25 protein-coding genes are annotated in these 25,506 nt (G+C 49.8%); 3 read left to right on the forward strand and 22 right to left on the reverse strand.

The window, feature by feature from the left end; all coding sequences use genetic code 11:
* Nucleotides 1-54: 54 nt before the first annotated feature.
* Nucleotides 55-537, reverse strand: a complete 483-nt coding sequence (gene lspA / locus MKY97_RS27480) for a signal peptidase II (protein ID WP_342553305.1) — start codon at nucleotides 535-537, stop codon at nucleotides 55-57.
* A 241-nt stretch (nucleotides 538-778) separates the two neighbouring features.
* Between lspA and MKY97_RS27485 the strand changes: the two genes are divergently transcribed.
* Entirely contained in the window at nucleotides 779-1,261 is a 483-nt protein-coding gene (locus MKY97_RS27485) for a heme-degrading domain-containing protein (protein WP_342553306.1), read from the forward strand.
* 354 nt (nucleotides 1,262-1,615) lie between these two features.
* Here MKY97_RS27485 and MKY97_RS27490 read toward each other — a convergent pair whose 3' ends face one another.
* The 13 genes from MKY97_RS27490 to MKY97_RS27550 all read right to left on the reverse strand — a co-directional run bounded on the left by MKY97_RS27490 (nucleotide 1,616) and on the right by MKY97_RS27550 (nucleotide 12,614).
* Nucleotides 1,616-2,344: a permease prefix domain 1-containing protein gene (locus MKY97_RS27490; protein ID WP_342553307.1), complete on the reverse strand. Its 729-nt coding sequence runs from the start codon at nucleotides 2,342-2,344 to the stop codon at nucleotides 1,616-1,618.
* A gap of 6 nt (nucleotides 2,345-2,350) precedes the next feature.
* A complete protein-coding gene (locus MKY97_RS27495; RefSeq protein WP_342553308.1) occupies nucleotides 2,351-2,677 on the reverse strand; it encodes a PadR family transcriptional regulator in 327 nt (108 codons plus the stop codon).
* A gap of 223 nt (nucleotides 2,678-2,900) precedes the next feature.
* Nucleotides 2,901-3,848 (reverse strand): nucleoside hydrolase, encoded by a 948-nt coding sequence (locus MKY97_RS27500; protein ID WP_342553309.1) that lies wholly within the window; start codon nucleotides 3,846-3,848, stop codon nucleotides 2,901-2,903.
* Nucleotides 3,849-3,924: 76 nt separating this feature from the next.
* Nucleotides 3,925-4,329: a DUF350 domain-containing protein gene (locus tag MKY97_RS27505; protein WP_342553310.1), complete on the reverse strand. Its 405-nt coding sequence runs from the start codon at nucleotides 4,327-4,329 to the stop codon at nucleotides 3,925-3,927.
* On the reverse strand, nucleotides 4,311-5,678 hold the full coding sequence (locus tag MKY97_RS27510; protein ID WP_342553311.1) for a glutathionylspermidine synthase family protein: 1,368 nt from the start codon (nucleotides 5,676-5,678) through the stop codon (nucleotides 4,311-4,313). The genes MKY97_RS27505 and MKY97_RS27510 overlap by 19 nt, the downstream gene beginning before the upstream one ends.
* Before the next feature lie 54 nt (nucleotides 5,679-5,732).
* Nucleotides 5,733-6,212, reverse strand: coding sequence for a hypothetical protein (locus MKY97_RS27515; RefSeq protein ID WP_342553312.1), 480 nt, complete (start codon nucleotides 6,210-6,212; stop codon nucleotides 5,733-5,735).
* Entirely contained in the window at nucleotides 6,212-6,685 is a 474-nt protein-coding gene (locus MKY97_RS27520; RefSeq protein WP_342553313.1) for a hypothetical protein, read from the reverse strand. The genes MKY97_RS27515 and MKY97_RS27520 overlap by 1 nt, the downstream gene beginning before the upstream one ends.
* 386 nt (nucleotides 6,686-7,071) lie before the next feature.
* Nucleotides 7,072-9,063, reverse strand: coding sequence for an ABC-F type ribosomal protection protein (gene abc-f / locus MKY97_RS27525; protein ID WP_342553314.1), 1,992 nt, complete (start codon nucleotides 9,061-9,063; stop codon nucleotides 7,072-7,074).
* 103 nt (nucleotides 9,064-9,166) lie between these two features.
* Nucleotides 9,167-9,328 carry a hypothetical protein gene (locus tag MKY97_RS27530; RefSeq protein WP_342553315.1) on the reverse strand — a complete coding sequence of 54 codons (162 nt, stop codon included), beginning with the start codon at nucleotides 9,326-9,328 and terminating at the stop codon, nucleotides 9,167-9,169.
* A gap of 215 nt (nucleotides 9,329-9,543) precedes the next feature.
* Nucleotides 9,544-10,011 carry a hypothetical protein gene (locus MKY97_RS27535; protein ID WP_342553316.1) on the reverse strand — a complete coding sequence of 156 codons (468 nt, stop codon included), beginning with the start codon at nucleotides 10,009-10,011 and terminating at the stop codon, nucleotides 9,544-9,546.
* A gap of 110 nt (nucleotides 10,012-10,121) precedes the next feature.
* Nucleotides 10,122-10,406: a hypothetical protein gene (locus MKY97_RS27540; RefSeq protein ID WP_342553317.1), complete on the reverse strand. Its 285-nt coding sequence runs from the start codon at nucleotides 10,404-10,406 to the stop codon at nucleotides 10,122-10,124.
* A 127-nt stretch (nucleotides 10,407-10,533) separates the two neighbouring features.
* A complete protein-coding gene (locus MKY97_RS27545; RefSeq protein WP_342553318.1) occupies nucleotides 10,534-11,532 on the reverse strand; it encodes a glycosyltransferase in 999 nt (332 codons plus the stop codon).
* Nucleotides 11,533-11,576: 44 nt separating this feature from the next.
* Nucleotides 11,577-12,614, reverse strand: a complete 1,038-nt coding sequence (locus MKY97_RS27550) for an aminoglycoside phosphotransferase family protein (protein WP_342553319.1) — start codon at nucleotides 12,612-12,614, stop codon at nucleotides 11,577-11,579.
* Nucleotides 12,615-12,864: 250 nt separating this feature from the next.
* Here MKY97_RS27550 and MKY97_RS27555 point away from each other — a divergent pair, with 250 nt between their 5' ends.
* Nucleotides 12,865-13,320: a hypothetical protein gene (locus MKY97_RS27555; protein WP_342553320.1), complete on the forward strand. Its 456-nt coding sequence runs from the start codon at nucleotides 12,865-12,867 to the stop codon at nucleotides 13,318-13,320.
* A gap of 168 nt (nucleotides 13,321-13,488) precedes the next feature.
* On the opposite strand, the gene nikE is transcribed toward MKY97_RS27555, so the two are convergent.
* From nikE to MKY97_RS27590, 7 genes are all read right to left on the reverse strand, one after another.
* A complete protein-coding gene (nikE, locus tag MKY97_RS27560; protein ID WP_342553321.1) occupies nucleotides 13,489-14,289 on the reverse strand; it encodes a nickel import ATP-binding protein NikE in 801 nt (266 codons plus the stop codon).
* 178 nt (nucleotides 14,290-14,467) lie between these two features.
* The gene (locus MKY97_RS27565) at nucleotides 14,468-15,274 is read right to left on the reverse strand and encodes an ABC transporter ATP-binding protein (RefSeq protein ID WP_342553322.1); all 807 of its coding nucleotides are present in this window, start codon (nucleotides 15,272-15,274) and stop codon (nucleotides 14,468-14,470) included.
* 34 nt (nucleotides 15,275-15,308) lie between these two features.
* A complete protein-coding gene (nikC, locus tag MKY97_RS27570) occupies nucleotides 15,309-16,139 on the reverse strand; it encodes a nickel ABC transporter permease subunit NikC (protein WP_342553323.1) in 831 nt (276 codons plus the stop codon).
* On the reverse strand, nucleotides 16,136-17,080 hold the full coding sequence (gene nikB / locus MKY97_RS27575) for a nickel ABC transporter permease subunit NikB (RefSeq protein WP_342553324.1): 945 nt from the start codon (nucleotides 17,078-17,080) through the stop codon (nucleotides 16,136-16,138). The genes nikC and nikB overlap by 4 nt, the downstream gene beginning before the upstream one ends.
* Before the next feature lie 79 nt (nucleotides 17,081-17,159).
* Nucleotides 17,160-18,797, reverse strand: a complete 1,638-nt coding sequence (nikA, locus tag MKY97_RS27580) for a nickel ABC transporter substrate-binding protein (protein ID WP_342553325.1) — start codon at nucleotides 18,795-18,797, stop codon at nucleotides 17,160-17,162.
* 264 nt (nucleotides 18,798-19,061) lie between these two features.
* Nucleotides 19,062-20,489: a hypothetical protein gene (locus MKY97_RS27585; protein WP_342553326.1), complete on the reverse strand. Its 1,428-nt coding sequence runs from the start codon at nucleotides 20,487-20,489 to the stop codon at nucleotides 19,062-19,064.
* A gap of 308 nt (nucleotides 20,490-20,797) precedes the next feature.
* The gene (locus tag MKY97_RS27590; protein WP_342553327.1) at nucleotides 20,798-21,313 is read right to left on the reverse strand and encodes a DUF2179 domain-containing protein; all 516 of its coding nucleotides are present in this window, start codon (nucleotides 21,311-21,313) and stop codon (nucleotides 20,798-20,800) included.
* A gap of 433 nt (nucleotides 21,314-21,746) precedes the next feature.
* Here MKY97_RS27590 and MKY97_RS27595 point away from each other — a divergent pair, with 433 nt between their 5' ends.
* Nucleotides 21,747-22,904, forward strand: coding sequence for a Glu/Leu/Phe/Val dehydrogenase dimerization domain-containing protein (locus MKY97_RS27595; RefSeq protein WP_342553328.1), 1,158 nt, complete (start codon nucleotides 21,747-21,749; stop codon nucleotides 22,902-22,904).
* Between the two features lie 928 nt (nucleotides 22,905-23,832).
* Here the strand turns inward: MKY97_RS27595 and MKY97_RS27600 are convergent.
* Nucleotides 23,833-25,506 carry a hypothetical protein gene (locus MKY97_RS27600; protein WP_342553329.1) on the reverse strand — a complete coding sequence of 558 codons (1,674 nt, stop codon included), beginning with the start codon at nucleotides 25,504-25,506 and terminating at the stop codon, nucleotides 23,833-23,835.

The raw sequence follows: 25,506 nt of genomic DNA on the forward strand, positions 1-25,506 counted from the left end.
TGCACCGCTATAAAGAATCCAGACCTCTGAGCACAGATCCATTATGCCAAAACGCTACGCTTTAGGCAGTGCATTACGCAGACGCTTCTCCCGATATCGCTGATATGCACGAATCAGCATGCCGATGATGATCATGATCACACCGATATTGATTGCTACATCGGCGATATTTAATATACCGCGTCCGGAGGGGAACACGAGGAAATCCGTCACCCGGGCATAGATAAAACGGTCAATTGCGTTACCAAGCGCCCCGCCCACCATGAACCCTGCTCCTGCCTGCATCCAGAAACCACGTATCTCACCTTTGTATCGATAATACAGTATGCCTGCGATAAAGAGCACCGCAATCACTCCGAACAGACGCGCATTGCCTTGGAACATACTTCCCGCCATACCGCTATTTTCATAATGCTGCAGCTGCATCCCCGAGTCACCCAGCCGCATGACTTCGCCAATCTCCATATACATCCGCACCGCTATTTTAGTTCCTTGATCTACCAGCGTGACCAGCAGCGCGACAAAATAAAACAGCATTGCCCTTTCCCTCCTGTCTGCTTATGCTGCTCTTTATCCCAAGAAGAACATCCTAATTCACATCAAGAACATCGTCATCATGTTCCTCTTACTTTACCACAGTGGTTATCCCGTCTCCAAATGATACCGCCTCTCCCCTCCTGTAACATCTATTGAAATCCGTGTTTCACTCTGGGCAGGTACAGCTATGTCCTGCGTCGAATGTAGAGCTTCATCACACATACGAAGGAGATGTCTTTCATTGAATTCTATCGATCCTGAAATTACAGCCAGATTAGAACTGATGCAGCAGGAAGAACAGGAACTGGTATGGGATACGTTTAATTCCGAAACAGCACTGCAGCTCGGCCTGCATCTGACTCAGGAAGCTGATCACCGCTCACAGGCAGTGACCATTGAGATTACGCTGAGGGGGCATCGTCTCTTTCTCCATGCGATGGAAGGCACACACCCTGATAACGAAAACTGGATTCGCCGTAAGAATAATGTCGTGAACTACTTCGGCTCCAGCTCCTGGCATACCGCTCTGCGGTTAAGAAGCGAGAACAAGACACTGGAGAAGGATTTTGATCTGTCTGAATCTGATTATGTACTCGCTGGCGGAGCATTTCCGTTGATTTTAAAAGGGGAAGGGCAGGTAGGCACTATCACGATATCCGGTCTGCCTGATGAGGAGGACCACGACCTCGTTACCTCAGGAATTCGTTCATTTCTAGAGCATTAACGTGAACTTACAGCTTCTCTTTGGGGTGCAAAAACCCGCCTTCATGGAATGAATAAGGCGGGTACAGCATTTTAAACTTCTTCAATTCACTGTTCAATTAAAGAATCAGAAAGATTTTCTATCTTTCATAATGTGATACACATGGCTGAAGCTGCCGGAGAGGACACCCACAATCGGGAAGATCGCCCAGTTGATATCCCAGCGCTGATACACAAAACCGGTGAAGAGAAAGATTGCGATCGCCAGCGGCCACACCACGGCTTCTATTGCACGAACCGCTCTTGCTTCCTCTCTCTTCGATGCATCCAGATGCTGATCCTCCAGCAGTTTTGTATACGCTCCCTGAATATTACCTTAATAAATAAAGAGAAACACGCCAACACCTGCCGTAATCAGAAAAGCCGACACACCATAAGCCGCATAAATATCATTCATATAGTTCCCAGCGAATATGAACACAGGAGACAGAAGGCACAGACATACCCCCGTAATAAGAGCAACACGATAGGTTAGCGCAAAGCCTGCCTTACTCTGCTGCAGACTCATCAGAAACGCACGAGGAAGCTGAAACTCATTCTCCATATGCTCGAACCGTCCCAGCTTTGTACCGCTGTAGATGAACATACCTACAGCAGGTGCGACCAGTAAAAACATGCCAATCAGACCGATTACCGCCCCTGTTTCCACAGGGCTGTTACTTCCCAACTGGATGCTGCTCTCAAACAGCGTATCCATAAAGATCAGGAAGGCCACGCCAAATGCACACAACCATACTCCGAGCCCTGTCCAGAATCCCGCACTTCGTTTGGCTGCCATATAACCATGGATCTCTTCTTCCTCCAGTATAGGGAGGGTTTCCTGAGCTTCATTGGGCTGAATGCCAAGCTCCGTCATCAACTCCTCGATGCTGCCAAACTCGGAGATGACAATGCCAACTGCCTCGTTCTCCGATCTGCCTTCCTGTTTTAACTCCAGATACTTATCCTCCATACCCGAAAGAAGCTCCTGCTTCATACGCTCTACCTCAGGAGTTCTCGGCAAACCCGCAAACATATTTTCCAGATACACCATAATTGTCTCCATATTCCGTCACAGCTCCCTGATAAAAAGATTAACAACCTCTTGCGTAACCTTCCATTCCTCACACTTTTCCCTGTAATAGCCCAGGCCAGCTGGCGTGATCCGGTAATAGGTGCGGCGCTTGCCAAGACTTTCATTCTGATAAAAGGATTCGATATAACCGTTTTTCTCCAAACGGGTGAATGCCGAATAAAGTGTAGTTTCCTTCATGACATACTTTTCGTCTGTCAACTGCCGAATGTTCTTGGAAATCTCGTATCCATACGATTCCCCTTCAAGCAGCATGTAGAGGATCAGCGTATCATTATAACCGCGTATTACATCACTGCTGATCACAAAACATATTCCCCCTCAGTACTTCATCTGTCGTAGTAGTTTGAGTATAGCACATTTACTACGACAGATGAAGTAGTTTGTGTGCAACGAAATAAAATAAAAATCCGCACCTGGATAAAGGTACGGATTTGATAAGTATATCGTTTGGTATAATGATGTCTGTTGTTAGATTCACCGAGCCAATGTACAGAGCTGTTCTCCGCCCTGCATTTGCGCGAAACGTTTACTGAATCGAAGACAGCACATCCAGCAGCATGGATTTGAATTTCGGACGGTCAATCGCCTCACATACACGTACATTTGGCGCTTTGCCCAAGCGTCCGTTAATATCCACCACGCTGTACCCGCGCGTCAGTTCGCCCGCCGCTTCCACATCGACATAATAATGACCGGACTTCGTCATAAGTGACTCATCTGCCGCTGCAGCCATTAACAAGGTATCGGGATGCGTTGTTCCATTCAATTTATGTACCGACTTGTTGAACTGCATGACCACCTTGTTAATCGCCGTGAAGAAATCTGCACCCGAAGTGCCCAGCGCTGCAATCTCGGCATGGTCGTCATCATCCATAACCGAGTATTGCGTACACATCTCCCAGCCAACCATCGTAATCGGGATACCTGCATGCAGGACAATTTTGGCTGCTTCCGGGTCCACGTAGAAATTATACTCTGCCGCCGGTGTAATATTACCCAGAGCATTATTCGTTCCGCCCATAATGTACAGGTGAGCAATCTCGGGAACAATCGTCGGGTCCTTCTGAATCGCCATTGCAATATTCGTTAGCGGTGCGATAGCCAGCAGTTCGATTTCACCCGGATGTGCATGCACCTTCTCAATGATAAAATCAACTGCATGCCCGCTTTCGGGACGCTGCTCTGCCTTGGGAAAATGTGCACCTCCCATGCCGTCATCCCCATGTACGTCTTCTACTGTCCGGTGCTGCGCCTGACCATAGGACATTAGTGGGCGCTCGCAGCCTTTATATACCGGAACTTTACCGCCGTGTCCGGCGGCCTGCACCGTGTACAGCGCATTTTCAACCTCCTGGTCGAACTGCACATTGCCTCCAGTGATCGTAATGCCCTCCACCTGAAAATGATGCAGTGCCGTCAGGATCGCAATCGTATCGTCTCCTGCTGTATCCGTATCAATGATGACTCTTCTCATGCTGCCGCGCCCCTTCTTCTGTATAATATTCGTTCTATATAAGTTGAAATCACCTAATTACACGTCAGGGTCTATTTTACATCAAAAACGTACCGATGACGATGGACACACCGATGATCACCGAGCGCAGCAGCTGTGCTACCGCCATATTACCGCGCGCAATCTCATCACATACCCGGATTTTAGGCGTCAGGAAATCAAATATAATATAGACCAGACACAGAATGATGATACCTATTCCTGACCACAGCAGCATATCCAGCCATGCATGCGTCGAGAAAGACACCATTCCCACAATAATACACAACCCGAGCAGCTTGCTGCCCATATACATGCCTGCCGCCTCATTGCCTTTTGCAATTTCCTCGCTGTCGTTATAACGGGTTAATTTACTAAACACAAAATATCCAACAATCAATACCACCAGCAGAATGCCGATCCCTAATCCCACATTCACGAGGTTTACTCCCAGCTTTTCCATTCCTTTTCCTCCTCATCATTCATCGGTTCACGCACTGCAGCAGCACAGTAATACGCCATATCTCCGGTTACTTTCTCCCCAACTCGGGGCAGCATTCCGGCAAAACGTCCACCGATTACAAATACACCTGTCAGCAGATAACCACTGTACTCGCCATCCTCTGTCTCAATTACAGCCTGTTCCATCGGCACAAGCTGCTGGTATACCTTGGGTTGATTTTCGTAGTAGGCGGCTGTCTCTTCGTCTTCTTCAGCATCTTTATTGGTTTCCATGTTCACGCCCACCGTCTCTTCAATTTCGTTTCCATCCAGCAAAAGTGTCCCACGACCCTCGCGCCCCCAGTAGCTTTTGGCTGCGTAAGGAACATCGCTCTGCTCAAACGGCTCCGCGGTAAAGTAGGTTGGCAGCAGATAACGGGAAATGACATCCATCTCGGCTTCATCAAAAAGTGTAAATCCGCAGTATTCCGGCGTCTGCTCATTCCGCTCGTACAGTGACCAGATGGCTGCCATAAAACCTTTGCTCTGCATCAGCACATGCTGTACAGGATTCATCAGGCCAAGCCGACCTTCCCGCACCAGCTCAATCAACGCAGCCCCAATATCTACATCGGTCGTTTCGTCCCGATCGCCAATCAGATATTCCAGCGGATACAGCCGATACAGCAGCCTGATCTCGCGTCCCTGATGATACAGCGCTTCTCCCGGCACAATCTCAAGCTCTTCCAACGGAGCATACAGCACCTCATATCCCGCTTCACAGCAGCGTTCCATCAGATAAGCAGTGTTGGTTCGATCCTCGACGTGTTCGCCATAGGAAGTAAATGTAACCGGCCCTTCCAGCCCCTGCTCAGCGTAAAACGACAGCCAGGATCGGAAACACTCCCGAAGCCGTGCATCCATATCTGCAGACGGTGCAGTCCACATCGGATCAGCTGTGCATCCGATCAGAATGCGCTCGAGTGCAGCCGATTCAGGGATACCTGTAGGCGTATCGGTATTATTTTCTATACATTTCAGACCAGCTTCACCAATAATCCAGTCCTGACGAGTGATTCCGCCCGTAACAGCCTCCATACGAGCTGCTGGAATCAGCCCCGGATGAATGCCCAGTGGGTGCATCAGAAACGAATCGGGCATATATCGCTGGATAAAACGCATCACTTTACTGTAAATGGCATCCACCGCTTCTGCCGCAGCACGCAGCTCCTGCACTTCTTCCGTGGTATAAACCGTCAGTGCAGGCACACAGTACTGCTTGCCGTACATGCGGTGATACGGAATCTTCTCTCCAGCCTCACCCGAGAAAATCTCTTCGTGACTGTACGGCATCCGGTACACTTCCCTCATCCTGCCGACCTCCCCCGGTTGACGCTGAGAACAGCTGCCTGCTTCATGATGCAATCAACCTCCCGAACTTCGGAAAAAGCTGCCGAAGCCGCTCGATTTGGATTTGGATGAGCTTTTATAGGAGCTGCTGCCGTCTTTGCTGCTGCGATAGGATGAGCCGCCGTACCCTCCGTAATAGTAATGACCGCTGCTGGAATCATACTCACAGCCGGTATCATACTCAGGGTCACATTCATCGCTGCTGCCGCATCCCGAGAGTACTGCAGGCACCGCCAGCATCAGAGAAAACGCCACCAGTTTTGCTTTGGAGCCCGGTTTAGACCCTGACGTCTGTCTGATGTTACGCCCTACACCGGCTTCTGATATGCTCGAAGCTGGGCTCAATTCTAATGCGGGATTTAATCCCGATACGGCTTCAAACGCTGACGTAGATTTTAACTCTGGTATGGATTCATACGTTGGCGCGGGCGTATTCCCCATGATTTCTCCAGACTCCTGCGAGTTTAACGGTTTTCGTACTTCCTCTTCCCTCATTACAGATCCACCTCTTTCATGAAAAACAACACTTTCTTCCGATCCGTATCCAGTACAGAGTACAAAATCTCGTATGTTGAGTCTGCACGGACCATATAGTGATCCAGCAGCTGCTCGGCCAGCTCCATCGTATAGCTGGAAGACTCCGCAAGCTCCAGCTCCTGGAAGGAACGTCCATTCCACAGCATATACTCCGGGCTGTACATTGACGTGGAAGACATCTTACACATCCCCAGCGCTGCATCCGCAATAGCAGCACCATACCCTTCCGGCATCTGCTGATCATACGCCGTTACATAAATGGCATGATCACGCCGGTCCTGACACTCATTGGACAGGTGGGCCCATAGTTTGTTTTTCATCAGGGCAGCATCCACCAGTTTACGCATGAACAGTTCATCCCGCGTAACCGAGGTCTGCTCCAGCACACCCGTTTCTGCCTGTTTATCCTCCGACCAGCTGCGATACGTCAATGAATAATAGATTGCTGCTCCCTCCCCTTTTGCGAGCTCTTAGATGAGCCGTTTCAATACACACAAACGTATTAAACGCATCAGAAGGAAAAAAGTTACACTATTCGCCGAGACATGTAAAAAGAAACAAGTAATTTCTCCATCTAATGTACTCCAGCCCCTTCTTCCCATATGTACTTCTGAAGCAGTACTGCACAAAAAGGACTGCCTCATGTCAGCCGCTGCATGCCAAATGCATATCCACTGAGAGACAATCCTTTTTATGCTGATTCCTGGCCTGCCTGTTCACGCTCGTTCAGGTTACCCTAATCCGATCTTGTGCACTGCAGTTAGTACTGCACTAGCTATCGTTCTGCGACTCAACCTATAGTTCTAATCTTCTACTCTCACATCTCTGCCCATTGAGCCAGCAGTTCATCGTACGCTGCGGATAACCGTTCCCGCTCGTTCCATGTCTGCTCCAGAGCTTCCGGATCATTTTCCAATGCTTCAAGCTGCTGATCGAGTTCCTGCATCTGGACTTCCATCCGGGCCATCGCCTGCTCCAACTTCTCGACCGATTCATGATCCCGTGTCCTGCTGTTTCCTCCCACTTCTCCTGTCTTGCTGCTTACTTCCAACGTGCCGATACTTTTGCCTGCTCCCCGTTCCCCTGACTTCCTGCTGATCCGCGATCCCGATCCCGTTCTTGTTCCCGTTCCTGCTGCTCCCTCTTCCAGCCGCGCCTCATTCGCCGTGCGAGCCTGCAAATCAAGCTTCTTTTCCCGGTACGCTTCGTAATCCCCAAGATATGTCGTCAGCTGCCCATCCTCGAGTTCCCATACACGGGAAGCCAGACGATTCACAAAATATCGGTCATGAGAGATCGCAAGCACGGTCCCTTCAAAGTCAGCAAGTGAATCCTCCAGCGCCTCTCGTGATGCGATGTCCAGATGGTTGGTCGGCTCATCCAGCAAAAGTACATTCGGTTTACGCTGCACCAGCAGGGCCAGCCTCAGACGAGTCCACTCCCCTCCGGACAGCTGCCCAACGGAACGAAAAACATCTGCTCCATAGAACAAATACCTCGCCAGAATGCCGCGGGCCTCTCCCTCTTCCACTCCTGCTTCCAAGCGGAAATGCTCCAGTACGTTCAGCTTCGGATTCACCGCTTCTTCCTGCTGTGCCAGGTAACCCACATCTACACGCGAACCCCACTCCAGCCTGCCTGCATCCGGCTGTTCTTCACCCAAAAGCAGCTTGAACAGTGTAGTTTTACCGGAGCCGTTGCGGCCAATCAAGGCCGCTTTGTCTCCGTATTCGAGCAGAGCGGACACGCCGTTTAAAATGTCCCGGTCCCCGTATCGTTTCTTCACGTCTTCCAACACAGCCACACGTTTACCTGTCCGATCCGTAGGACGTACATCAAAATCCGCACTTCGGCGCTCCAAAACAGGCCGCTTCACCTGCTCCATCCGCTCCAGTGCTTTGCGCATGGAGGCTGCGCGGCGGAAAAACTTCTCGTTGCCGCCGACACGGCCCCATTCTTCGAGCTGACGAATCGTCTCCTTCATTTTTTTCATAACCTTCTGCTGCTCTTTAAACTCCTCAAACTGCTGCAGCAGCCGCTGTTCCTTCACCTTCATATACTCGGTGTAACCACCCGCAGCGGTCTGTGCCTCACCATCCTCCAGTTCCAGCGTGCGTGTCACCACCCGATCCAGGAAATAGCGGTCGTGCGAGATCAGAACAACGGTTCCGCTGTACTCTCTTAAAAAACCTTCCAGCCACTCCACGCGCTCCAGATCAAGGTGGTTCGTTGGCTCATCGAGTAACAGCAGATCAGGACCGACGATCAGCTGTGAAGCCAGGACCACCCGAGTCTGCTCCCCGCCAGAGAGAGAGCCGAACCGCCAGCTGTAATGTTCCTTGGCTATATCCAGCCCGTCTGCGACCTGATCTATGCGTGCATCCATCTCGTATCCGCCTTCGCGTTCGAACTGCTCCTGCAGGGCTGCATACCGCTGCAGCAGACGCTCCAGCTGCTTCGGGTCTGCTGCACAAGCCGGATCGGACATCTGCTGCTCCAGCTCCTTCATCCGGTTGCGGCAGGTAATCAGCTCTTGAAACCCGAGACCCAGCACATCCAGCACGGTGTGGTCACCCAGTCCTTCGGGCACCTGAGCCACGTAACCGATTCGTGTATCCTTTTTCAGCATCAATTGGCCTTCGTCCGGCTGGCTTAACCTGGCCATCAAACGCATCAGTGTGGTTTTCCCGCTTCCGTTGCGCCCGATCAGCGCAACCTTGTCACCTTCCATAATCTCAAATGTAATGCCGTCCAGCACCAGATGTGCTCCATGATATTGTTTTAACTGCTGCGCGCTAATGATCATCATAATAAGGTTCCTCCTAAGGTGTGGAAGAGCCTGACTGCAACACAAAAAGAGCCGCAGGAGGTTAGCTCCGCGGCTCTTTCAGAAATCAATAAGGCAAATACACTTATCGTCCGAATGAGGTCAAGGCAGGCTTCTTCTCGTACATGTTAACTTCCGTATATATAAAATTGGACAGACTTCTCCCGTTGTTCGAAAAAGTGTGAACAATGCCAGCCATAGCAATCGGCAGCTGGCTAATACGGTTGTTAAGCATCTCGTGATTCACCTGTCTTCACCTCCCTTTGTCATAAGTAATGTCAATATATCACAGACGGCTGCACCTCTGCAACCACCTCAGCGCCCAACATCCCTGTCATATGCCTGTGTCCACGGTTTTCATTCAGCCATTCTTCATCAGCATACTTCATACTGTAACGACTCGCGCTGACCTCCTACGCTCTTCTTCCGATTGTTCTACCACTCTTCTATCCAGAAGGCGAATTACCCCAGATAAGTCATCTGGATATCTACTAAATGGTTCAAATGAATCTCAATGCGCAGTTCGTCATGTTCATTGATCGCATTTAATGTGCTTCCGTTCACACTTAATTTTTTGATTGGATTGGTATTTTCGAAAAAAATGGCCCACACCAAACGGTCTTCTGCATCCGTATAAGCAATAAAGCCCTCATTTCCCATGGCCCCGTCCCCGCCAACGATTGTCCCATCTTGATAGTCGATACTTGTCCATGCATCTATCATCGTCCAGCAATCTGGATTATACTTCACCATACTATCAATCGTTGTATCACAGAGCGGAGAAACATGCATGGTTCGTTCATTGTTGTTAGGGTCGTGAATCTTCAGAATATCTAAAATGATGACCGTTCCATCCGCAAAAGCAATGCAGTTCATGCCCGGCAGTTCTCGCTGTTCAGCAGACCAATGTTCCATGATTAAGCTATTCATCGCATGTTCCTTTCCTTATATAAAAACAACCTTATCTTACACCGCATGGCTTCCAGCATGCAGCATGGGGTTACATCAGACCCTGAAACAGCATGCCTGTATATTCCGGATTAATGCCTGCCACGACGCCGAATCACCAGAGCCGCAATCGCAACCGTAATCAGCGTCAGCAGTCCTGATGTACCTAATGCCGCACCAAGGAGCGCATACCCGATACCGTTCCAACCCCCTATATCGATGCTAATCATAATGACACCCGCTCCGCCAAGCAGCGTCAGGCACGGCAAAATGGACTGGATCCACGTCATGCGGCGTCCCTGTACCCGATATACCATCCATTCGATCAACAGCTGTACCACCCACATCCCAAGCGTCCACAAAATAACGATATCCACAAAATCCTCTCCTTATGATTGGATATTCATATCGACCGCTGCGGAGCTGCATTACGTTGCAACCTCTCCATAGAGCATGAACTAGAATGATTACTTTCCATCCATTCATATTCGTACCGTGGCGCTCTTACTTCAGCCAGTCTGCAAAAAAGTTCCGATACCCTTCCTTCATAATGGTCCTTGAAAAGGCACCAAATGCATATTCCCGGTTATCCTCCGATACACTGCGCGGTGCAGCTGCTGCCATGTTCACCAGCTCAAACCAGTTATCCTCATTGCCGGCAAAGGCATGCGCGGACCTTATATGCCCGTAGCAGGCGTGCTCGGGCTTCACGACCATTTTCCCCATCGCCATCGCTTCCGTCAGCGGCATCGCAAACGTATCAAACGCTGAACAGCTCCAGTACACCTTGGCCGAGTTCATCAGCGTAAATATCTCATCCTGGGTAAGTGCAAACTTCAGCTTCACGTTACTTGGGATATCGTATTTCTTCATGCTCTCCTGGTAGCGCACACCGCCAAATACCATGTACACTTCCTTGTCCGGGTTCTGACGGGCATATTCCAGCACAAGGTCGGGACGGCGATTCGCCTCATCCCGCCCGATCCAGAGCACGCGATTGTGAACGACCTGACTCGGGTCATAATGGCGGTGCGCCAGCTCTTCGTTGAAGCCAATCGGAATGACGCTCACGTCATGAACACCGAAATTGCGCCCAAGCTCTCTTTTCAAAAACTCGGTCTGTACAATCGCTTTATCCACCATCGTGTAGAACGGCTTCATCATCTCATACCCCGTCAGTGCCGGGTCAGGGAAACTGTGTGGAAACAGTACACTTTTCGGCAAAAACATCTTTAAAAATGTAAATCCCGATACCGTATAGATCACATGCTCAATATTTTGGCTGTGGATCTGATCGAGCACGATATCATAGTTCACCAGGTCACCCTTCTCATGCTCGTATCCAGGCAGCCAGTCATACCCGCTCACATGACGCTCCGGTGAGATGAACACAATGTCCACGCCCAGCTCCAGCCCGATCTGCTTCAGTCGATCCGCGAACACCCGCGGTCCCTGAGCCTCCGTGAATTGAATTTTACGCATAACCAATCCGACTTTACGCATACTTTTCACCCCTTGTTTCATTTTTCACTTCAACCGTTTTATTTCTAATGCCCGTTCAAATGTTTCATGCACTGTTCCAGCGCCGCGGCCGTCTCATGCCATTGATTGCGCAGCTGTCCCTGCGGCCACACACAGTCCGGATTCTTTAGATCACCGTCGATCAGATGCAGCATCCAGAGCGAGAATACAATCGCATAAGCATCGTACCACTTTGCAAAAGAACCCCGTTCAACCTGTACGCCAAGGCTCTCCAGTTTGTCCAGATACACCTTCATCACGCGCGCCCGCAGCCCCGGCGTCATCGGTCGAGGAAAGAGTGGATGCGACAAATCCAGCAGATGATAAACATCCCACAGCGGCGTATTCAAGTGAGCATGCTCCCAGTCCAGGATGATCAATCTGTCCACCGCCTCAGCCACATTGCCGGGATGTAGATCACCATGACATAGTACCAGCGGCAACTCGTCCTCTGCCGTAAGGATTAGCATGGTGAGTCTGTCCCAGTCCGCTGCAGACAACGTCAGATGCAGTTTGCTTAGAAGTTCATCCGTTGCTGACTGATGCTGTTGCAGTTCATCCAGCATATCCCGGATGGGCGGTTTATGACCGACTCGCGGCAGTTCATGCCAAGCGGCAGCGAAGGGAAGTGCATGCCACTCTGCCATATGAGCCGCTGCACGAAGCATGGCCGATTCACATGATTGATGCTGCAGCTGTCCCATGTCTTCGTAGATCATCCAGCTCCGCTCCGGAGCCGCCGTCTGATCCGAAGCCGCGATGAGCTGCGGATACACCGGAGGTAACTGCGGCATCACATGCTTGTACATCCAGCGTTCCCGTCCATGCTGCGCAGGATTCGTCAGCGGTTTGAAAATATAAGTCTGACCCGACCGAGCAGTAAATCGTTCCACATGTCTGCCGTTCATGCCCTGATAGAGCAGCTGCCGGCCTGCGATCTGCTGCTCGTCTAATGTTCCTTCGGATGTCACCCAGCGCTCCGGATGCTGCTTGCTCTCCATATAATTTACGTTCTGTGTACGCTGCATGGCCTGCATGTCTTGGGAGCTCTCCGCATGCTTCATAAACTTCTCCTCCTTTCTGTCCAACTGTTCCGTACAGGATTTCTATTCATCATACGTTGCAGGCGAACGGCCTGCAAGTAGTCCTTCTTACTGGAAAACAGAGACATATTACGAGATCGTTTATCCTATCACCGCTAAATGGCCGCCATGTTTGTACCCGTGCAGCTCATTCCTTTCCGATCTCTCTGTGCACAATGATATAATGGAATAGCCGATTCCAAGGGTACACCTTTACATAGGAGGAACAACTATGAGCATTGTACTAATGCCTGAAAAAGTAGATTTTCGCATCTCCACAACCGATCTGCATGCCACCTATACGGAGTCTGGCGGTGTAACTTTACGTGTAGATGTACAGACGCGTGAGGATATGCCTCTCGATCAATACCGAGAAGCAGAATTTACTTTCAGCACCGCTGCTGAACTGCGATGCGTTACGCTCAATTTCTTCGAGCTGTATGCAGGTCAGGTAGAAGGAATTCCTCACACTGAGGATGTACTTCACTTTTGGGAGTCAAACGGCTATCACCCCGATCCCGGCTTTTATCAGTTCGTGGATTCACCCATTCTAGACGAAAAAAAAACGCTCTTCGATCCCCGTAATCGCCTTGATCTGAAGCATTACCTTGTCGCCGGGTATGACAGTTATGTAGAGGTTATCGCTTCATCTTATCTAATTGAAGTGAAGAATAAGGGCGAATGCTAAGAATAAGGCATTCAGGTTATGACTGGATTCTAATCCCGATTCCAGTCATAACCAAAAGGACCAGTCCGATAAAATTCGACTGGTCCTTTTGGTCATTCCCTTTTTCATCCATGTATAACCAATGCAGACTGCTCTGATTATTTTGGTTTGCTTGGTATGCTTCATCATTCACTCAAACACAATTCGGCCTGACGGATGCTCGGGCAGAATGGAGGACACCAGCTGCCGGACAGCAGGCTGATCCGACTCCAAGATGGAATCCGTGGCATCCCCCGTATAGACCAGCCTTCCCTGATCCATCACTGCGACGCTGTCACAGATGGTCAGCGCGGCACGGATGTCATGTGTGATAAACAGATAGGACAGCCCGTACGATGCTCGCAGCTCTGCCAGCAGGGACAGAATCTGTGTCTGGTGCACCATATCCAGACTGCTGATCGATTCATCGAGCACGATCAACTTTGGCTTAAGTGCAATAGCTCTGGCGATGTTCACCCGCTGCAGCTGCCCGCCGCTGAACTGATGTGGAAGTTTGCCCGCATCCTGCGGGGTGAGCCCGACCTGAACAAGCAGCTGTTCAACGGTGCGCTGCTGCTCCTTAGCTGACAATCGCTCGTAATTATCCAGCGGCTCTCCAATGATCTGTGCTGCTGTCATCATCGGATTCACAGCCGAGTAGCAATCCTGGAAAACAACCTGCAGGTCACGACGCAGCCCTTTAAGCACTGTTTTATCCGCTCGGTAGATGTCCTGGCCCTGGAAAAACACCTGACCCTGACTTGGTCTTTCCAGCCCCAGAATGATTTTGCCCAAGGTGCTTTTACCTGCCCCACTCGTTCCCAGAAGACCTAGACATACACCTTGCTCAATCGTAAGAGAAACATCGGTCAGAACAGGAGGGCGTGATCCCGAACGTTCCAGCCAGCTCCGCTTGCCATAACGATGACTTACTTCATTTACTTTTAACATCCGGTTGGTCACCCTCCTTCCTTGTTCAGACCCATTCACCCAGAGCGCTCCGTAAAACTCTACACCCATCCTGTCCTCGGCTCGGCTCTAACAAGTCCCCGCACGATTAGGACATATTGACCCCTGAAGCCCGTGACAGCATGCCCCGGTCTACTCCTTCAGCAGCCAAAGACAACTTCTAGTGTCCCAGAGACAACTTCGGCCGAGCATGGAGCAGCATCCGCGTATACTCATGCTGTGGATGATCGAACAATTGGTATACATCTGCCTGTTCGATGATCCGCCCCTTCTGCATAACGGCGACTTCGTCTGCCATCTGAGAGATGACGCCGAGATCGTGGGAGATGAGCAGGATTGATGTGCCGTGCTCCTTGCGGAGCCGATCCAGTTCTCGCAGCACATTTAACTGGTTCACCACATCCAGCGCTGTCGTTGGCTCGTCGGCAATAACAAGAGCAGGCCTCAGACACATCGAAACGGCAATCATGACACGCTGCAGCTGACCTCCGCTGAGCTGGAAAGGATAACGTCTCATCAGCTTTGCCGGATCAGGCAGGTTCATATCAGCCAGCGCAGCAATGGCTTGATCCCGCGCCTCTGCTTTGGACATCTTCGCATGGGTTCGCAGCGTTTCAATGAATTGAGAGCCGATCGTATACACGGGAGTGAAAGCATTCATCGGATTCTGCATAATGAATCCGATATCTTTGCCCCGGATCCGCCGCATTTCTTCTTCCGATAAAGAGCTGAGTTCTCTCCCGTTCAGACGAATGCTGCCCGACGATTCCATCCTGCGGGGATGAAGCAGGCGCAGCAGCGCGTTACACGTCACGGTTTTGCCGCAGCCACTCTCCCCAACCAAGCCAAAGACCTGACCTCTTTTCAAATTAAACTGAACAGGTTCCAGTAACGGGACGGCTCCCTCCGCTGTCTTGAGCTTAACCTCTAGATCACGCACTGCAAGTACAATCTCTGCCTCGTCCATCGTCACACTCCCCCTTGTTCAGTTAGTTTCACGATTACTTTTTGGAAATACCATAACGCTCGGATAATGCCTCTCCCAAAATGTTAAACGTCATTACAACCAGCAGAATAGCTGCACCCGGATAGATCATCAGCTCCGGATGACTGCGAATATACCCTGTGCCTTCATGAATCATGGCTCCCCACTCCGCATTCGGCGGTTGAATGCCAAGTCCCAGGAAGGACAGGGCCGAGATATCCATGATCGCCCAGCCCATCTCCAGTGTCCCCATAACAACGATAGGTCGCTGCACATTGGGAATGATATGTTTGCGGATGATCGTCCAGGTGGAAGATCCGCTGATTCGAGCGGCTGCAATAAAATTTCGTTCCTTCAAGCTAACAACCATATTCCGGCAAATCCGTGCATAATGTACCCACTGCACCATCATGAGCGCCAGCAGAATCTGCATTAGACCCGGGCCGAATATTCCTACGATGCCCAGCACCAATACCAACTGCGGAAATGCCAGTATACCTTCACATAAACGCATCAGCGCATTGTCGATCCAGCCGCCCAGATAACCGGAGACGGAACCAACGATCAGTCCGATAATCAAAGACGACAGGAAGATCATCGTGGCGAATCCAATCGAAATCCGCGCTCCATAGAGAAGTCTGGAGAGGTTATCCCTTCCCAGATGATCTGTGCCAAGCCAGTGCTCGGCAGATGGATCCTTCAGCTTCTGCAGCAGATTGACCTTCACAGGATCATGTTGTGCAATCCATGGAGCCAGCAGTGCCAGGATGAAGAATAGAATGATCATAGCAGAGCAAATCCAAATTATTTTTTTCCCTCGAATTATCGTTCGCCATTGGTTCATCAATGCTCTGCCCGTCCTTTCGCTGAAATCCGCGGGTCCATATACAGCTGCACCAGATCAACGATCAGATTACATACGATGAACAGACAAGCCGAGATAAAGACATAACATTGGATCACCGGAATATCCCGGTTAAAGATCGCTTCCACAAAGTAACGTCCAAAGCCCGGCCACGAGAAGACTTGTTCTACGATAATCGTTCCGGTTAACAGCCTGCCCATAGTCATACCCATTCCTGTAATAAACGGAGTGATGGCAATCTTGAGCACATGTTTCAGCATGATAACCCGTTCACGTATGCCGCGGGTTCTGGCGTACTGCACATACGATTCCTGCAGCTGCTCCAGTACACTGGTGCGCAGCATACGGGTGTATAACGCAATCATCACCATGGAAAGCGTAAGCGTAGGCAGCACCAGGTTCTCCCAGGAGCCGCGCCCTTCGACGGGAAGCCAGTCCAGTTTGACTGCAAAAAAGAAAATAAGCAGATAACCCAGCCAAAACTGCGGAATAGAAGCTCCAAAATAAGATATGGCCCGGCTGACCATATCAATCCAGCTGTTTTTGTATACCGCCGCCAAAATCCCCAAAGGAATGCTCACCAGTGCAGAGAATAGAATGCTCCACAAGGCCAGTTCTGCCGTGGCTGGGAATTTATCCATCACCTCATCGATCACCGGTTTGTTGGTGAGATACGAGGTGCCGAAATCCAGCTGAGCTATTCTCTTCAACGTATCAACATACTGAGTGAATAAAGGGCGATCCAGACCGAATTCATGCCGCTTCTCTGCCAATAATTCTGGTGTTGGATAGATATGTGCTGCTGTGAGATACGCTTCGGCCGGATCAACCGGTGAAATATGGATTAGCCCAAAAGTGACAAGTGTAGCGATAAAAACGATAGGAATGATCGCGATCATTCGTTTACCGATATAGCCGATCACCAAACTTTCCTCCCTTTTACCCTGCCACACAAGCCTTCCTGCCTGTATGTGTTATCTCTTTTCCGAATTTTCTTTATAATTACGGATTGCTCAACTGCATTCCCACAAACGGATTCTCATCGCGGTTCGCCGGGAAGACAAACTTAGCAATTTTCTTCTGATATACAGCTGTTTTCTTCACATAAGAGATCGGTACAATGGCCGATTGCTCCTGCAGTGTCGTCAGGATGGATGTATACAGTTCCTGACGTTTCTTCTCGTCTGTAGAAGACAGTGCTGCATGCACTTCTTGATCCAGCTCCTTTTTCATCGGCAGAGCGCTGAGTGTTTCGGAAATCCCGAACCCAGGACTTGCCACAACATTAATGAAGGAATGCGGGTCATACGGTGCTCCGTAATTGTACCAGAAGTACAGGTCGAAATCATTGGCTTTCAGGCGTTTGATCTGTACCGTCAATTCAAGTCCGGTAAGGTTTACTTTAACCCCCAGTTCGCTCCATTCGGCCTGAATGGTTTCGCCCATCGCTTTTTGAATCGGATCGGTCTTATCAAAAATCAATTCGAATTCCAGCTTTTGTCCGTCTTTCTCACGCACCGTTCCACCAGCCGGCATCTTCCAGCCTGCTTCGTCCAGCAGTGCTTTGGATTGCTCCACGTTATATTCAATCGGTTTCAGGTCCACATCGGTATACGGATAGTTTTTGGACAATGCGGTATCGGCCGGTTCTTCGAGACCCAACGTAACGCCTTCTACCATTGCTTTCTTGTTGAAACCCTGCTGCAGTGCCTTCCGCACTCTCACATCGGACAGCTTTGGATTCGAAGAGTTCAGCAGCAAGTCACGGGTACCTACCGGATCGGACAGTTCGCTTACATACTTATCGTTCTCACGCAGCTGTTGGAACGCATCCAGACTGATCATACCTTCACCGTAAATCAGATCCAGATCGCCTTTTTCAAAAGCAAGCACACGTGTCTCGGCATCGGGGATAATTTTGACGGTAATCTGATCGAATGCGGGTGCAGTCCCCCAGTAATTCGGGTTCCGTTTGAAGACGGCATATTCATCCTGTTTATAGTCAGCCAGCATCCATGGGCCCGTACCAACAGGTTCCTTGATGCCTTTGGATGTATCCCCATCATCCGGGAATCCAGCCGCACCAAGGAATCGGAACGGACGTACAACGGACAAGTCCTGAAGTACAGGATAATACGGCTCCGTAAGTGTCATGCGGAACGTATGATCATCTACGACCTCTGTCTTGTCCAACACGCCGATAATACCCAACCAGCTGTGTGTTTTTTTATTTTTCATAATGGAGTCAAAATTCTTTTTCACAATTTCCGCATCAAAAGGCGTGCCATCGGAAAATTTCACCCCTTGACGCAGTTTGAATGTATATACTTTGCCATCACCCGAGATCTTCCACGATTCGGCAAGTGCCGGCTCCAGTTTACCGTCCTTCTGGTAACTGATCAGCGGCTCATAGATCATGGATTGGGCAAACAATTGGGACGGATTATACGTATGCGGATTCATTGTACCGATATCACGCGGCCAAGACATCGTAATCGACTTCGACGAAGCCGCCTGATCTCCAGAAGCTGAAGAAGATTCTTTGCCGCTTCCTGTATTACTGCAGCCTACAATAACGATCAGCAGCAATAATACTGCAGCCCTTACGAAGGCGGAGGATTTGCGATGCAGAGAAAACATAGATATTGAACCCCTTTTCTATTTTCTTGATAATGATTCTCATATTCACTCATTAAGAATAGGCAGGAGCACGCCTTTTGTCAACAAAAATCGACATTGTATGCATCCCTATTAAATAATTAAAGAAAGCCATCTCTGCTCATCCAAAAAGCTTCACGGATATCATATCTCCAGCCCGAATATGACCTTATAAAAAACGAGAAGCTGTTCCGCTTCTTACTCGCAGAACAGCTTATTTCTAGATTCATATGTTCTTCTAAAAAATCAATAGTTCGTCTTCAGCCAGTTATCCTTGGGCCAGGACAGCTTGCCTGCACCCGCACCATCGGAACCTGCAAGGCGTGCATCCAGCGCAGACGGATCGTCCATGGTATACGTGTATGGAAGGGATGAGAAGCCATTCCATGAGAACGGTTTGATTACGGCCGGGACCAGAGCCAGCGGGCTGCCTGCTGTATCACTGCTGCCGCGGAACGAGCTTCCATCCAGAGAGTAGATCGTATCCACCATGCGGATTTTACCTGTGTACACCGCATTAGCCGGGTCCGTCTGATTGTTGCGTACAGGGTACTGCACATCCTTGATCACTGATTTTTCAACCAGCACAGCGCCGCTTTCGGTGGAGATGGCGCCATTGCTGGTAATACCGAATTTGTAATTTTTAGAAGCGATAGCTGCTGCCATAGCGGTCGAAATACGCGATTGGGCAGCACGGGCATTCGCGGCATCCATGATGATGTTATACGCATGTGCATTACCGCCGCGCAGACGAGGCATGCGATCCTGAATGTCCTTATACAGATTGTGATGCAGCGTGATGGATAGATTGGCATTAGCCGGCTCCAGACTGGTTGCACCGACAAGATGACCTTTTTTCTGTGGACCGGAGATGGCAATGATATCTTCTTTACTTAAACCAACCGCACTGCTGCGCAGGTAGTTGTACATTGGATAGGAAGCCTTGTTTGCTTCCATCTCATTAATCTGGCGGGTAACCCAGCTGTTCGCGCTGCCGTCATCCCCTTTGAAGGTAGACCAGGAAATGGTCACACCACTGGTTCCTTTTTTGGAATCGACGAGTCCGTCATAGGCTTTGTTAAACGTGCAGTGATCGATCCACACGCCGCTGCTGTCTTCCAGCGTAATGTAATCCCAATCGTTTTTGTCGTAGTCGCCCTTGGTGGATTCATCCCACTCCCACAGCTCATCGAATTCCAGGTTGCGAATCATAACGTTGGTGCTTCGTTTGATGGTAAGGGCAGCATGCTTGATCTTGGACCCGTTGGCGGAGAAAATGGTCAGGCCGTTGAAGCCGTCCACCGTAATTTTGCTGACGCCGGTCTGCTTCAATACAGGATGTGTAAGAGCGTCGTTATGCTTGGCAAAAGGCGACGTCTGCGCCGCGCTTGGAATCTCGTTCCATCCTAGTTCAAGGTCATTCATAATTTCGACAACTTTGACACCAGAGTTCTTTTTTAGCGCCAGCGCCAGATCAGCGGCATTGTACACTTTTTTGTACGTGGACGTGTTCGACTCACTGATGATCCCGCCGCCTGTATTGCTTGGGGAGAAACCAGTCAAATTATAATCTGCATTACCCGCTGCCTGCACACTCGCAGGTGCGGATAATAAGGCGAACCCCAGCGTGAGAGCCAGAGCCGTGCTGCATAAGCTTCGTACTGTTTTTTTCATCGAATTGATTCCTCCCGAAAGGTTGATATTGAGCTGTCCTGCCTGTCCCTCTGCGGCATGCCATGTCGCAAGTGACATATTCACAATGTAAATGGTGGGATTGATTACAACAATAATCCTGAACTCACATCTAAAGGAGGAATGGCGGAACGGAGGAGATCTGTGCCCGAAGCAACCTGGTATCGTATGAAGTTAACTTCTGAATCAGGATTTGCGGAAGGAAAGGAGTGATTGTGAAGGGATTAACATATCCTCGGAAAATGGAAATAAAAAAGACAGGACTGCATCCAATGCAGACCTGCCCGATTTTACTTTTTAATAGAACGTGTCCAGAAGCCGCCATGGAACTGTTTGGGCTCCACCGTAATGACAAACGCTTTGGGATCAAGAGCCAGGATGGTTTGATAGAGCAGCTTCTGATTTTTGCGTTTGGCGAGGATCTCCATGACAAGTCGATCTCCATCTCGTCCGCTGCCAACCCATGAGGTTACACCATATCCTTTATCCCGCAGAGCATTTGCCAGACCTCCGTCCATCTGATTGCAAATCACCTTAACCGTCACATATCCTAGTGCAATCTTTTCCTCAATCCACGCACCGAGCAGTACTCCAAGTCCATACCCCACTGCATACACAATCAGCGCCTCTGGCTGCTTCAAATAGTTAAGCACAAGGTTCAAGCCCAGCACATAGATCACAATCTCACCCATGCTGATCAAGGCGGCGATATATTTCTGGCCTTTGAGCGTTAGGATCATGCGAAGCGTATACGCTGATACATATACAATCTGGATCAAAAAGATAAATAACAGTATTTTAAGCAATGACATCCCTCTTTCTTGGCCTTTTTCCGTCAATCAGCCTTTATTACATGCTGCATGGCGAAAATTTGAATCCAGCGCGGCGAAACCGTTTAACAGCACCCGCTCCATACAGCTCATCACGTTCCTCTATCTCCATCATTGGACGTTATGCCATCTTCCTAAACGGCTTGAACTAAATTTTCAGGCGTCTGTCTTGTCCATGTGTACCGGAACTGCCATTATAAAACCCTTTGTACCGATGTTCAACCCGGCAAGGTACCAGGGGCGTTAAAGCCAAAGCTTGAATATGCTGTATGAACCATTGGAATAGGCAGTGTCCATATCCATACGCAGCAATATACAGCTTTGGTTGATCGACTTGATGCAGGCTTTTAGGGAATGGAGACGCCTTTGGCGGATACAGGAAGGAATAACTTTGAAGGAGGAGTATGTCATGCAGATCTGGCGGGAAATGGCACGTGGAGGCATGGAAGAGCTGGTTTTTTGCCACGACCCCTCCAGCGGGCTTAAAGCAGTCATTGCAATTCATAATACCGCCTTGGGCCCGGCTCTAGGGGGATGCCGCTGCTGGACCTATGCATCCGAAGAAGAAGCCATCCATGATGCGGTAAAGCTGGCCAAAGGCATGACCTACAAAAATGCCATGGCAGGTCTCCCTTATGGCGGCGGCAAGGCTGTTGTCTGGAATGAGACTGACGCTTCAGACCAGACACTGGCAGGGGAGCCAGTTGGCGAAAAGCTGGCAGACTCCGGGAAAGGCGATACGCTCGGCGGAAGGATGATGGACCCTGCGAAGGGCGAAGTGCTGCGTGCCCTGCGCTTTCGAGCGCTGGGACGGTGTTTGGAGCGGCTAAAAGGCCGATTCGTGACAGGGCTCGATCTGGGCACTACGGCGTCAGACATGGACCAGATCCGGTTGGAGACGGCATATGTGACGGATACCACAGGGTCACTCGGCGCACAGGATGACTTCACTGCCGACATGACTGCCTATGGCGTATACACCGGCATTGTCACCTCCCTGCGCCATCAGGGCGGAGCCGATCTGCAGGGCTTACCCATTGCTGTCCAGGGACTGGGCAAGGTCGGGTATGCCCTGTGCCGTTACCTGCATGCAGCCGGGGCAAGGCTGATCGTGGCAGACGTTGTACCGGAACGTGTACAACGTGCCCTTGTGCAGTTCAGCGGCGCCATCTCGGCCGATCCGGCCCGTATTCACGCCGCCGACTGCACGGTGTTCGCCCCCTGTGCCCTAGGGGGCGTGTTAACCCCGGCGACCGTGGAGGAGCTTCACTGCTCCATTGTCGCCGGGGCGGCAAACAACCAGCTGCATGACCGCCAGCTGGTTGTTCGCCGCATGCAGGCGCGCGGCATCCTGTACGCGCCTGACTACGTGCTGAGCGCAGGCGGCATCATCAGCACCGCCTGCGAGCTGCAGGGCGCAGGGCCTGACCAGATCCGCCAGAAAGTGGCGGGGATTGCAGGCACGCTCAGCAAAGTATACACAGAAGCTGCGCAATCTGGGGTCTCCACTGCAGATGCAGCCGATGGTCTGGCCGAAGCCATCCTGAAATCCGGCCGGACCAAGTAAAATGCTAATGAACCCTAAGGAGTGTATCAGCTGTGGCAGCAGCAGCATTTCGTTAACTTTGCAGCCGGCTGGCTTCTGACCTGTTTTGGAAGTCACTTCCACCCTCAGGCACAATTCGTATGAAAGAATATACGGAGAATGTACATTGGATAATAAATATCGACATGTAAGTAACAACCAATATGCGTGTCGATGAAGTGAATAATAAATCAATCGTATTGATTATTAAAGCCGCACTACGGATACGGAGCCGCCTACATTATATCAATTATTTCCAAATAATACTTCTACACTTCATTACTTTGCGATACACTCTAACGATCTCAGGAGACGTTATTAGACCAATTTTCCTTGTTTATTCAAACTAACGATCTCCAGAGACGCTATTTTGCAAAAACCAGCTCTTTATCGAGCTAAAACACCCTCTTTTGCAGAAATAAGGTTACTGGAGATCGTTAGAATTCCTGAGGGCTTTTTATCGCTCAAATAAGCACATCTGAGATCGTTAGCGTCTCCAAGGAGCGTCACTCATCTTACTCCCTACTTACTTTACTTTACTTAATTATCCTACAGCACTTCACTATACTTCACAGTACTCTACAGCACAGAACTTCACTGCAGTTTACCGCACCTCAATTTACTGTCCTTTACGGCAATTTACTACACCGCCCTTTACTGCACCGCAATTCGCTCTGTCAACTTAACTCTACAGGACTTTACAGAACTTCACCGCAGTTTACCGCATTTCACTTTATTCTCCTTCAACGCACCGTTAAACACGCTGCTCCCTTTCACTTCACTCCACCCTACTTCTCTTTTACCTTTCGCCCAGTATCAACAATGATTATGCCATCTAAACCGATCCGACTTGCTCTTCGCTTCTTCAACTTGTTGACTCAAAGATAAGAAATCAAACCATTACTTGAATCTAACTTTGTACCAACGAGGACTTGTCCACCCCTGGTTTCTTCACTCGATACAGCAGTGTCCACAGCAGTGCATTCGCCAAGATCAAAATAACTCCGTAAATCCATACCCCTCCGGAGAAGGAGCGGAAAAGGACATGGACACCCCACAGTAAAGCAAACACCGGTATAGCAGCAAAGATATACCAACCATCACTTTGCTGCGCTATACTGAACGATTGGGAGAACGGCGGCCTTTGCAGCATAAACTTGCCTGATACCGGAATCAGTGCCGCAGCTGTGAGCAGTATAATGGAAACATCTGGCAAAACTCGAAGTCCGAATGTCCAGGTGAACACAATGCCATTCAACAGAAATACAGGTATGATTATATTGCTCAGGAATGCCTTCAAGGCTCCTCGATATAATACATTCTCATTAACCATCGGCGCTGCACGAAAAATCCATGATGCCTTGTACTGGCCGGAATATTTCAGCATGATGACGATGCTGATCAGAAGAACGAGCATAATGTACAAGGTATACACAAATGAACTTTGCCTGAATTCTGACCAGGTCGATGATTGTAAAGCTGTATACCAGAAAATATAAGGCATAACTAACGATAACCCTAACGATGGGTAAACTTTCAACTTGAACTCCCGTTCATTGCGCATCATGCTGGACGCCAGACGGAAGCAGGCTTGCTCTTCTTTAGAGCGACTGAACAGCTTGGCAGCCAGGCGATCCCACTTTCCCCGGCGGCGCTCTGAGGTCTGGCCGGAATGAGCCATTTTTTCTAAATACAGCTCAAAAGATGGCATAAGCTTCACGTAAATCATCAAACCGATCACCGGAACAACCACAGCAAGCGCTGTGAGTGTGTAGATCCATACTCCGCCGCCACCGGAGAAAAACCAATCATATGCGGCGGCATACCACAGCGGAGGTAACAGGAGCTGCCACCATGCCGGAGTGAACACCGCACTGAAATCAATCAAATCAAACGAGCGGATGACAAACTGATATCCAATCGCAATCCCAACCGAAAGCAGAATCTGCACCATATTAATCATGTCTTTCAGCTTCTCCCCGTCCAGAAACTTCATCATGAACAGATAGATGAGAGATGTGGTCACCATGATCAGGGTGCTGATCAGAATAATCTGTACCAGAAAGAGTAAAAAGAAACCAATCCCGTGCTTAACAAGCCCGGCAATCAGCGGCGCAGCCGTCACTGACCCTGTCAGCAGCACCAGATAGACCCCTGCGTGAATAGCTCGGGCCATCCCCACCGTTCGTGCATCGACGGGTTTGGTCAAAATAATGTTTCTATCCCGGATGTCGAGAAGCACGGATGAAAAATCCGAAATCATCGATGTCATAATCATAAACATAAGCACGCCAAACAGAATGCCCATCTGAAGCATGAATTGTCCTGTATTCCAGACCACAAAGGGGACCATGATTGCACCCATCAGGGCATACAGCCAGAGAGAGCGTACATACTGGTTACCTTCTTTGTTCTCCTTACTCTTTTGCCTTCCGGCCATAATCGTTGGCACTCTGCGCTGATCCATCTGGAACTTCACCCGCAAAATAAGGCGAAGCACATCATAATCAGCACCTGTCTTGGTGATCATCGGCCGAAAACGATCCAGAATTTTGAGCGTACGGAAATCGGAGGATTCCGCCAT

Origin of the sequence: Paenibacillus sp. FSL R7-0652, from assembly GCF_038595045.1 — a bacterium.
Lineage (GTDB): Bacteria > Bacillota > Bacilli > Paenibacillales > Paenibacillaceae > Paenibacillus.